Source organism: Mucilaginibacter rubeus (genome assembly GCF_003286415.2).
In the GTDB taxonomy this organism is placed as follows: domain Bacteria; phylum Bacteroidota; class Bacteroidia; order Sphingobacteriales; family Sphingobacteriaceae; genus Mucilaginibacter; species Mucilaginibacter rubeus_A.
The window spans coordinates 45308-56506 of the sequence record NZ_CP043450.1 but is presented as its reverse complement, the minus strand read 5'-3'; the positions used below and the strand labels follow the sequence as shown (position 1 = coordinate 56506).

The 11199-nt window shown below is 41.6% G+C and carries 7 protein-coding genes and 1 tRNA gene; 1 reads left to right on the top strand and 7 read right to left on the bottom strand.

The window, feature by feature from the left end; translation table 11 throughout:
- Nucleotides 1-99: 99 nt before the first annotated feature.
- The 7 genes from DEO27_RS00245 to DEO27_RS00215 all read right to left on the bottom strand — a co-directional run bounded on the left by DEO27_RS00245 (nucleotide 100) and on the right by DEO27_RS00215 (nucleotide 9771).
- Nucleotides 100-2031: a M56 family metallopeptidase gene (locus tag DEO27_RS00245; protein WP_112573378.1), complete on the bottom strand. Its 1932-nt coding sequence runs from the start codon at nucleotides 2029-2031 to the stop codon at nucleotides 100-102.
- 24 nt (nucleotides 2032-2055) lie between these two features.
- On the bottom strand, nucleotides 2056-2439 hold the full coding sequence (locus DEO27_RS00240; protein WP_112573376.1) for a BlaI/MecI/CopY family transcriptional regulator: 384 nt from the start codon (nucleotides 2437-2439) through the stop codon (nucleotides 2056-2058).
- A gap of 138 nt (nucleotides 2440-2577) precedes the next feature.
- Nucleotides 2578-2856 (bottom strand): 2Fe-2S iron-sulfur cluster-binding protein, encoded by a 279-nt coding sequence (locus DEO27_RS00235; RefSeq protein ID WP_112573374.1) that lies wholly within the window; start codon nucleotides 2854-2856, stop codon nucleotides 2578-2580.
- A gap of 136 nt (nucleotides 2857-2992) precedes the next feature.
- Nucleotides 2993-5194: a M56 family metallopeptidase gene (locus DEO27_RS00230; RefSeq protein ID WP_112573372.1), complete on the bottom strand. Its 2202-nt coding sequence runs from the start codon at nucleotides 5192-5194 to the stop codon at nucleotides 2993-2995.
- Complete coding sequence (locus DEO27_RS00225; protein ID WP_410505405.1) at nucleotides 5191-5529, bottom strand: BlaI/MecI/CopY family transcriptional regulator; 339 nt, start codon at nucleotides 5527-5529, stop codon at nucleotides 5191-5193. The genes DEO27_RS00230 and DEO27_RS00225 overlap by 4 nt, the downstream gene beginning before the upstream one ends.
- 283 nt (nucleotides 5530-5812) lie before the next feature.
- A complete protein-coding gene (locus DEO27_RS00220) occupies nucleotides 5813-9493 on the bottom strand; it encodes an ABC transporter permease (protein ID WP_112573368.1) in 3681 nt (1226 codons plus the stop codon).
- A gap of 204 nt (nucleotides 9494-9697) precedes the next feature.
- A tRNA-Asn gene (locus DEO27_RS00215) sits at nucleotides 9698-9771 on the bottom strand.
- Between the two features lie 305 nt (nucleotides 9772-10076).
- Between DEO27_RS00215 and DEO27_RS00210 the strand changes: the two genes are divergently transcribed.
- Nucleotides 10077-10991 (top strand): PfkB family carbohydrate kinase, encoded by a 915-nt coding sequence (locus tag DEO27_RS00210; protein ID WP_112573366.1) that lies wholly within the window; start codon nucleotides 10077-10079, stop codon nucleotides 10989-10991.
- Nucleotides 10992-11199: the final 208 nt, after the last annotated feature.

Here is an 11199-nt window from a genome sequence, read left to right as displayed (position 1 = left end):
GGTTAAGTTTTAAATGCTGATCATTTGTTCATTTATGGCAATAGCTATCCTGTTCATGCTTTGAAACACAATCAATTAAGTCGATATTAAATTTGTTGATTATTGCGAATGATCGCCGGTTGCTGGTTCTGTTTGTTCAGTATAATTGTACATCCAGCTCCAGCTTCCCTGCTTACCTTTTTCGGGTTGTTTTACGTATGCTTTCTTAAATTTCTGGTAAATGTTGTCGGGTATTCTTTTACCGTTAACAATAAACTCCGTATCACTTAATTTAAATGAAGTCAGTTCATCGCTGCTATGAATAATACCTTCGGTAATGAGATCATCGGTCAGCTTTGCCCGGTTGGAATCATCATGATAAGCTTTATAATTGGCCGGATAAGGATTAACAGCACTATAATTTACTGCAGTGCCATTATAAGCCTTACTGCTCGCGTCATAGGCATTCAATGTTGATTTAAGACTGCCAAGGTTTCCATTCAGTCTTCTTAAGCCCACCTGACCGTTTACATTGCCGGCCGCAGTAGTATTGATCGGGGTTATAGGGTCAGGCTGTCGTGCTACCTGCGCGGCCTGTGCTGCTTGCGCCACTGGTGCAACTACCGGTTTGCGTTGCGTTTCCTTATCAACAACAAGCAAATAAGGTGCATATTCATTTGGCCGTATTGTTTTGCCATTAACCTGCATGGATGTAACGCGACCGTTCAATGTGTTCACCTGATACAATACACCATCCACCTTGAGCAATCGGGTTTGCACACCGTCATTAGGAAATGTTAAGGAGGTGTGGTCGCCAACTTCATCGGGGCGGTAGATCCTGAACAGCGAGGTATCCAGTTGTGTTTTATAGGAAGTATCCTTGGTTACCGGTGAAGCTGCATGCGCATTTTTTTCAATGGATTTGGGTTTTGCAGGATTAGCCGGCGGTTTGGTTTGCTTATGAGGCACCAGCGCCGTTTTACCGGCATGTACCATCTTGTTAACCAGCTGATCTATGTTTTCTTTATGTGAAAAAGCAGTAGTGAGCAGGATTGTCGCAACCAGGGCAACAGCCAGCATTGACCGCTCCATTACGTTTAACGATTGATTATTATCAGAAAGCATCCGCTTTACCCGACCCATCAGTTGATTTTTGCCACCACTAAGCGCCATTGCATAAGCCGGCGTTGCCAACTGATATTCCTGGCAAGCTACCAGCGCTTTAATATAATTGACCTTATTACCGGTGTGGCTAACCACCATATCGTCGCAGCAATTTTCGCGTTCGGCACGGATGAGCGATGCTATCCAAAGTACAGCGGGGTTAAAAAAGAAAATAACCTCCATCATGCTTACCAACAGGTTCATGATATAATCGCGCCGGCGAATATGCGCCAACTCGTGTACAAGTATGGCTTCGATCTCTGCCGGGGGCATGGCAGTCATCAGCCCTGCCGGGATCAGGATCAGCGGCTTTAAATGGCCTATCACCATCGGCACTTTAGCCATGCCGGACTCGGCAATGCCAACCAGCCGTTTAATACCTAATTGTAAGGCCAGCTGTTTTACGCGGCTTTCCCAATCCCTGCTTACAGCCAGGATCTGACGGCGACGCAGATAATAAAGGCTTTGTAAACCCGTCATTAACTGCAAGGTGCGCGCCATCACCACCAAAAGCCAGATAAAAACAATGCTATTGGAATGCCCATTTAAAAAGCTGGAGACTGCTTTGTAATCGCTTACTTTTGGACTGGCCTGAGGTTGCGCAACAACATTTGAATGAATGATAAGCTGCTGACCGGTCACCACTGTTTGAACCGCCTTTTCCTGGTTTACCTCGTATATAAAAGTAACTACAACCGTGCAGGCAAAAACTGCCAGCCCTGCCATTAATAAATTATACCTGCTGGCCGGGCTCGAGCGGCGGGTACAAACTATAATGATACCTGCCAATGCGGCAAGTAACACGCCCTGCCACAAGGATTGGATCAGCGTACTGCAAAGTGCTTTAACCAGGTAATCGGGTAATGCTTTTACAATGGTAACATCCATAACGGTTTGGTTTATTGAATTTAACTATTCTTCCAGTTTCTTGAGCAGGTCTTTGATCTCCTGTAATTCCTCCTGCGAAGTTTTTTTGTTCCCCAATAACTGCATCACCAATTTACCGGCCGAGCCTTTGTACATGGTATCCACAAACTTATCCAGCAGGTGCGCCTTGGTTTGTTGCTCCTCCTCTACTACACTGTATATGTGTTTCATCTGGCTTTCGTCGCGTTTCAGGATCCCTTTATCGGCCATGATCTGCATGAGCTTTAAGGTTGTGGTATAGTTTACATCCCTTTGCTTCAACAACTCATCATTTACCGAACGTACAGTTAAGGGGCCTTTTTCCCATAACACCTGCAGTATTTCGAGCTCAGATTTAGTAGGTTCTATCGGTTTGTTTGGTGCGTTCATATCTATCTCCCAAACAAAGGTAGAAAACTTTTCGTACGAAACAAATATTAGTTAGGAAATTTTTCGTAGGTTTTTAATTTAAGGCGTGATGTGTTTGAAACCAGGGAGGTTGAGGCAACTTTAATATTGAATCGCATTTCAATAAATTTTATCGGGTATCAAAACTATCTTATTTGCCAATTCATCGTTCACCAGTATGCCGCAGGCCAAAACATTGTTTTTAAGGTTTGAACCGGCTGAGGTAATTTGCACCAGGCAGGTACCGCAACTTCCCATCCCACAACATAACCCAAACCCCGGAATTGCCAGCTGATCCGCTATCAACGACATCAGGCTGTGATATTGTCCGGGAGCAACCTGAACCATTTGATTTTCATCCAGGTAATGAAGTGTCAGCATGATAGTGTTATTTGCCATGATTATGCAATATAGGGAACAATATCGAGCCGTTTACAGTATCGATATAACCATGCTATCGCCCCAAAATTACAGGCATAAAAAAAAGGAAACGCTTGCAATTAACGTTTCCTTTTTGTGCCTGAGGCTGTGGTGCTTAATTACTCCGCCCAAACTTGAACATCGGCTTCATATCGGGTACAGCCAGTTCGCCAACATACTTTCCGGCCATCAGGTATCTATTGAGCGATGGGCGATATTTCTTCTCGGCTACACAAAATACTATGGCTATGCTGTGCCTGCCTGCCTCATCGGCAACCGGCAATTTATAAGATTGGAGGGCATTTACGGCCGCTTCGTCAAAGCCATTGCCCCCACCTTGTTCAACTTTAATATCGCTGATCATCCCGCTGCCATTTAAGTTAAAACCTAAAATAACCACGCCGCCTTTAAGTGCTTTTTTAGCTTGCTCCGGATAAACGACACTATCAATCACATGATTATAAAATTGACCGGAATAGGGCGTTGCTAAATAAGAGGTAGCATCATAAATATAGGCAAGCCTGTTCTTCTTTACATTTTCCGGATGCATAAATTGAATAACAGAAGTTGATGCCGAAGGAAAAGTATAGCCATATTTATTTTTTAGCAGGCTGAAATCATCAGCAGTACATTTGTTCTGATAATACCATTGCCCCTCGTCATTTTTATCATAAATGATCACCCTCCCCTGCGGTTTACCGTTTACAATATATCCAGGCCCGGCGGGGCTTTCATCGTATTCATATCCTTTGCTGGTTGTACTAATAGGATATTTATAGTTTGTTATAATCAGTTCTCCGGCAAATTCAGGATCATTACTCAGCGAGTCTGTTTGAAAAATTGAATAATCATGCGTAAAAAAATAAACGACTATTTTATAGTTACGCCCCGGGTCATCATTCACAATTCCTTTATATGACCTAAATCCATCTAAAGCAAGTGCATCCAATTTAGCGCCGCCACTTTTAACAATTTTTGCGTCGGTTATATGTCGGTTATTATCAAGTCCAAATCCAACTTCAACCAAGCCTCCCCTTTCGTCTTTTGATGCATTGAAGTTAATATGCTTGTGTAAAAAGTGATCCATCTGATAGTATCCGTCTACCCCTACTACCGGGAGCATCAGCCTACCATCAGTTGTTGTAAATACTGTGCTATCTTCAACAACCTCTACTTTCATGTGCTGTTTTTTAGATAGCGATAATTTCTCTTCTTCGGTAATTGAGTTGGCCGTATAAAGCACTTGCCCATTTGCCTGGTTCACAGTAAGCTGATTAGTTATGGTAGTTACGCCATTTTGTGTTACTTTCAGCAATTTTTGTTTACCATGGTTAAGATGATTGGAATTATATCTCCCCTCCATTTTTTTCTTTGCCGGATCAAGATCAAACCAGCCATAGTTTTTACTAAAGACAAGTGTTGATGAGCATAGTAACAATGAACACACCGGGATAGTGACCAGGTATTTCAGCCTTGCTAATTTACCTGAACGTTGTTTGTTTAGCATAATGAGCCTCTTTTTTAATAGGTTATTGGTAAAAAACGATTGCGTGATGGACGGTCCGCCGGTGCCGTAGGCATTATTTAGCAAAAAAGTGGCGTACGCAAACCTATCTGTTGTTTCAGACGCGGTTTGTTCATCGGCTATATACTCATGTAAAGTTCGCAGGCTGCTTTGCAGCAGGTACAAAAAGGGGTTGAACCAATTAATTATTTTAAAAAACTCCAGCAACATAATATCGGCCGAATGTTTTTGCCTGATATGTACCAGTTCATGCCTGATGATTATTTGCGATGCTGATGCAGTGGTTCCGATAAAAAGATAGTTAAAGAAAGAAAAAGCTTCATCGCTGCCAGGCAAATAAACTATTTTATATTTTCTGTTTTTTGAGTACGGTTTGTTCCGGGCCAACCTGAACAACGTAAACATTTTTAACAGGAATAAAATGAGTGTAATGCCCACACCAGCCAAATAGGCGTACCAAATTCCATCTTCAAAAGTAAATGGCTCTTCGATTATGGGCGCGATTTTGGAAGGAATCGCGATCTCCTTGAATGAAACTGAGGCTGGCTGCTGTTGAATTTTTGCGGGTTCAGTTGGTATGGTATAAACCATATAATTAGTAACCGGAACTTCCTTAGCCGGCTTTAGTGCACCAACTTGCAAAACCGGTAGTATGTATGCTACTATACAGCCAAACAGTATATAAAATCGCTTTAACTGGTAATGCGTATCCCCCCTCATTAACAACCATTGAACCAGGTAGAAAATTGAGAGATAAATATTAGCTTCCGCAAGGTAGTGTAGCCAGTTCATTTCTTTTTGTTTTTAAGGTCTTCCAATAAGTCACTTAGTTCATCCAGCTGCCGGAGATCCAGCTTTTTTTCATTGGCAATAAAAGAAACCAGGCTTTTATAAGAATTGCTGAAGTAGTTATTCATCATCTTATCGAAGGTAAATTTCTTGTATTGCGCTTCACTAACCAGCGGAAAATAAACATGGGTATTTCCATATGCTTTATGGTTAACGAAACCTTTGCCCTCCATTACCCGCACAACAGTTGATACTGTATTATACGCAGGTTTAGGATCGGGCATTTGCTCAATTATTTCCTTTACCATTGCCTCGTTCAATTGCCACAATATTTGCATTACCTGTTCTTCCGCTCTTGTAAGTTCTTTAGCCACCATATCAAACTAATAATTTAGTTAAACAAACTTACAACTATTTTCATAGTTTCAAAACTATTTTCATAGTTATTTTTAATAAAAAAAACATAAGGGGTGTTTGAGCGGGAATTTTAGTTAAGTAGAGATCCTTAACAGGTTGGAATTGGAAGCATTTCCCGGAGAAAATGCTTCCTTTAAACGGATTAATATGTTTTTAATGAACCCTTAGCAGATGCCTTTCAAAGGATTTGTTTGCCATATCAATTTATTCGTTGCGCAAACTCTTCACCGGGTTTGCCATACCTGCCTTAATGGTTCGGAAACTTAGAGTAAATAGTCCGGTAAGCAGCATTCCCGCGCCGCTGACAACGAATACCCACCAGCTAATAGCTACATGGTCGGCAAAACTTTCCATCCATTTATTTACAGCGTACCAGGCTATTGGAGTTACTATAACAAAAGCCAGTAAAATAAGCGATATCAGTTCGGTTGATAGCAGGATCACTATTTGCGCAACACTGGCACCAAATACCTTGCGTATGCCAATTTCCTTTGTCCGTTGGTTGGTGGTGTAAACGGCAAGCCCTAATAGCCCGAGGCAACTGATTAATATCGAGATACCTGTTGCCCAGGTGAGCAGCGTTGAAGTGTGTTGTTCTTTATCGTAAAACCAGGCTATCGTTTCGTCATAAAAATGGCAATCAAAGTCATCATCGGGATAGGCCTTTTTCCAGGCCTTTCCCATATTTGTAATGGCGGTTTTCCACTCATGACCGCCTGCGGTTTCAGGTTTCAAACTAACATGTAAGGTCATCATTGGCCGGGGGATTGGACTGCCCGATGTTATGATAGACGGATAAATGGTGGAATGCAGCGACCGTTGATTAAAATCAGCAACTACGCCAATAATACTAACTTTTCGGCCGCCAAACCAATCCAACTGCTTCCCGACAGCTTCGTGGGGGTTAGTAAATCCTAATAATTTAGCGTAGGTATTGTTAATGATGATGGCTTTTCCGGTGTCGGCTTCGGTTATGTTTCTGCCGGCAAGCAACTTAATCTGGTATATGTTGATGTAGTTTTCATCACCCGACTTAACTACTATTTCTTCTGTTGTAATTTGCTTTTTTCCATCGTCATAAGTCATGCGCGTCCTGTTAAATGCATCAGCAGAAGGTGGGTCATTACCTAAACCCACAAGGGCAACCTGCGGCATCGATCTGAATTCGTTCAGCAGTACCTGGTTGGTGCTGGTCTTACTGGTTTCCCAGGGTGTATTAATAATCAGGATGGCGTCTTTTTTAAACCCGAGATTTTTATGTAATGCGTAATAAATTTGTTGGTTTACCAAAATTGTAGCCATTATAAAAAACTGGGCAACAACAAACTGCGAAACGGTAAGCGACTTACGGAGCCGCGAGTTCCGTGTTTTATTGCTATTACCCCGAACCTGGTTTTTTAGCACCGTTACCGGCTTGAAACCTGATAACACCATTGCGGGATAAAAACCCGACAAAACACTTATCACAATAGTTAAAATCAGCAGGAAGAGTATGATATCCGGCTGCAGAATATTTGCATGAATATCCGGGGATATAACGTCCGCAAACATTTTTAGAATAACTGGCGCAAGCAAAATCGATATGCAAACTGCAACGGATGTCATAAAAAATGTTTCGCCTAAAAACTGAATTACTAATTGTATCCGGCTACTGCCCAAAGTTTTGAGTATCCCGATTTCTTTTGCTCTTTGTGCGGCCTGGGCCGTAGTTAAATTCACATAATTGATACATGCGAGCAACAACAAAAAGATAGCGCTGGCCAGTAATCCGTAAAGCGTTGTTTTGCTGGCTGGCGATGAGAAATTAAAAATGTTGTAGTCGGGATTGAAATGAATATCATTCAATGGCTGCAAGGCCAGGTTTATAATAGGCACAGGCATTTTTTGTTCCCCCTGCGGCTGATTGTTTTTTTTAAGAATGGTATTGATCTGTTTTACAATCCCTGGTGCAGGAGCGCCAGGCGCCAGCTTTATAAAAATCTCCGATGCCGAAGAGATCCTGCCCCAATTGTTTATCTGCAGGTCATCAGCTAATTGTTTATTAGTCGTGACGGTACTAAAGGAAATAAAGTCATGAAAGATAAAGTCGCTATTTTGGGTAAACGTTTCAACTATGCCGCTAACGGTTATCTTTAAGGTATCATAGGTAACTACTTTACCAATCATTTCATGATACGACAACAAGGGGAAGTAAAGTCTGGCTTGCTGGGATGTTAATACTACGTGGCCGGGCGCATCAAGCGCGTGTTGCGATGAGCCGGCAAGCCATACATAATTAAAAATTTTAAAATATTGCTGATCGACAAGTGCTATCTTGTCTACGTCTTTAAACCGCTTTTGTGCATTTTTATCTTTGTCGATATAGACAAAATGAGATGACAGTGCATATAACGGCGTAATCTCCTCTATTCCTGTGGCTTGGCTTTTAATCGCCCCGGCCAGAGGGCCAAATACGCCACTTGAATAGTTTTTATGTCCCTGAAATGACATGTTCATAACAACGCGGTAAATCCGGTCGCTGTCCTTGTGGAATTTATCAAATGTAAAATCGTAATGTACAATAAAGTAAATGGCAAGGAAAGCGCTTATACCTATAGATAAACCGATAATGTTTATCAGTGTAAATAGCTTATGCCTCCAAAATCCGCGGAATGCAATTTTAAAATAGTTTTTTATCATATGACTGCCGGTTAATTTTCCATGTGCCCACCCCGCAGGGTTTACATGGTTCAATATTAACGGCATAGGTTGGATAAAACCTCTCAAGTTATAAGATGGGAGAACTTTTTGAAGATGATTTTTATATTCCAGCGGGGTTTTACCGGTAAATTGTTTAAAAATACGGTGGAAGCTACTTTGCGAATTAAAGCCCGATTCATAGGCAAGACCAAGCAAGGTAATATGATCATACGATGGGTTTTGCATCTTGAGTGCAACCTCACGTACACGGTATTCATTAATAAAATCGTTGAAGCTTTTTTTGAGAACCGTATTAATAATCCGGGATAATTCATGAGTATGTAAACCGAGTTTGTCGGCAAGCGAGTTTAGGCTTAATTCCGCATCCCGGTAGTAACCTTTCTCTTTGATCTCCATTTTTAACCAGTAGCCTTTTTGCTTCAGATCTGCCGGCAATAATGATTTTACAGCGACATCAGCGGTCACGACAATTTCTGTTTCCAAATGGCTTTTCGCCGCGATCCAAATGATCGTGGATAGCAAAAGAAGATACAAGGGATAATAAAGCTGTATGCTTAATTTGTGGTGGTAGTAAAAATAGTCAACAGCTGTAAACGGGATCCATAATAACCATAGCATGCCGAGTACGGTAACCGAGCGTTCTAACCAAAGCAACTCGTTCCGGTAACGGTCGCCCCCGTTAAATTTTTTATTCTGATAAAACTCGTTAATCTGTGTATAGGATAAATACAAATAAATGGCGACTGACAGGAATGCGAGTAGCTGCAATGCGGTGTTATATTTGCTGTAAATAGCATCGCCTGTATTTACGTTTTGTATTGCAGCAAATACCTGAAAGCTTATTTCGGGCAGTACGGGTATAAAGTGCAGCAGGTCCTTACGACGGAAGGTATACTTTGGCTGGGCTATCTGCCTCAAGTAAAAATAGATCAAGGGACCAATTGCCAGCGAAAACCGTAATGGTAAACGGCTCCACAATGCATTGTATTTTACCAGATCAATATCGGCCGATAAAATCCGGATCATCCACAAAGCAACAATGGCCATTAAGATCGCCAACCAACGGTTTGCAGACTGGTTCTCCTTAGGGGCAATCCATAGGAATAGCGATAGCGTTAAGCTGATAAATACAGCACCAAAAAACGCGATGTCATAAAGGGTAATATGGAGTGTAAATGGGATCAAATAAGTTTAGGCGCTTGTGTCTTTCCCAAACCTACCAAAATGCTAATACAAATTCAAGAATACTTTGTTAAGGCCCGCGAAGTGGGTGTAATACACGATTTAAGCGAATTGGAAAATTTTTATGGTTTCTGAAGGGTGGTGTTTTGGGAGCTATTCAGAGAATTGGGGGCATAAAAAAAGCCTCACATATCTGTGAGGCTTTTGCTCCTGAGGCTGGGCTCGAACCAGCGACCCTCTGATTAACAGTCAGATGCTCTAACCGGCTGAGCTACTCAGGAATCTAATCCGGTTTGGAGTGGGGCAAAGGTAAAAACTCGTCCGATATTTCACAATTTTTATTTAAAAAAATTTCAAATATTTTTCACGAAGCTTTTTTCGTGCTGATTATGTGCTATTTATAGGTTAAGACGTATTATCATTTTTTATCGTCTGCCTAACTTTTCATTTCTTTTTCCTTTTTGCCAGTGTTTAAATTATCAAATTATGCTTTCCCTGATGAAAATCCGTGTCACAAATCAGCATCGATGAATGATTATCCCTTATTTTTCGCAATATTTGCGCCGAAAAATATAAATATCTTTACATGAGTTTGTTAGTTATTGGCACTGTGGCGTTTGATGCCATTGAAACCCCTTTTGGTAAAACCGATAAAATAGTAGGTGGCTCTGCAACTTTTGCAAGTTTGGGCGCTTCTTACTTTTATGATAAAATAAAAATTGTTGCTGTTGTTGGCGATGATTTCCCTCAGCACGAAATTGAGGACCTGCAAAATCACAACGTTAATACCGAAGGCCTGCAAATAAAACAGGGCGAAAAATCATTTTTCTGGAGCGGCCGTTACCATAACGACATGAACAGCCGCGACACCCTGGTAACCGAACTTAATGTACTGGAAGCTTTTGACCCTATTATTCCGGATAGCTACCAGGATTGCGAATACCTGATGCTCGGCAACCTGTCACCACAGGTACAGCAAACGGTGATCAACCGTCTTAAAAACCGTCCTAAGCTTATTGTAATGGACACCATGAACTTTTGGATGGACATTGCCCTTGATGAGTTGTTAAAAACCATTCAAATGGTTGATGTTTTAACCATCAATGATGCCGAGGCACGCCAATTATCGGGCGAGTTTTCACTGGTTAAGGCTGCCCGTAAAATATTAACCATGGGTCCTAAATACCTCATCATTAAAAAAGGCGAGCATGGTGCATTATTGTTCCATGAAAATCAGATCTTCAGTGCCCCGGCCCTTCCATTGGCCGAAGTATTTGACCCTACAGGTGCCGGCGATACCTTTGCAGGTGGTTTTATTGGCTATATGGCCAAAGTGGGTACCGTTAACTTCAATAACATGAAAAACGCTATCATTTTCGGTTCGGCCTTAGCATCATTCTGCGTTGAAAAGTTTGGATCTGAGAGGTTAAGAAACCTGAGCGAAGAGGAAATTGCCAATCGCATCCAGGAGTTTGTTGGCCTTGCTAAATTTGAATTGTAATACCCCTTTCCTCTATTATATATAGAAAGTGTCATTTCGATAGAGCGGCGGGGGCTGAGAGAGGGAGCGAAAGAGAAATCTTATACAACTATGCCAGTACAAGCAGGGTGTAGAAGATTTCTCCTCACCTCCGATGCACACCCCTACCCTTGGTTCGTTCGAAATGACATTTTTTATTTACTTAGGAAAGACTCAAAACCAAGCCCCA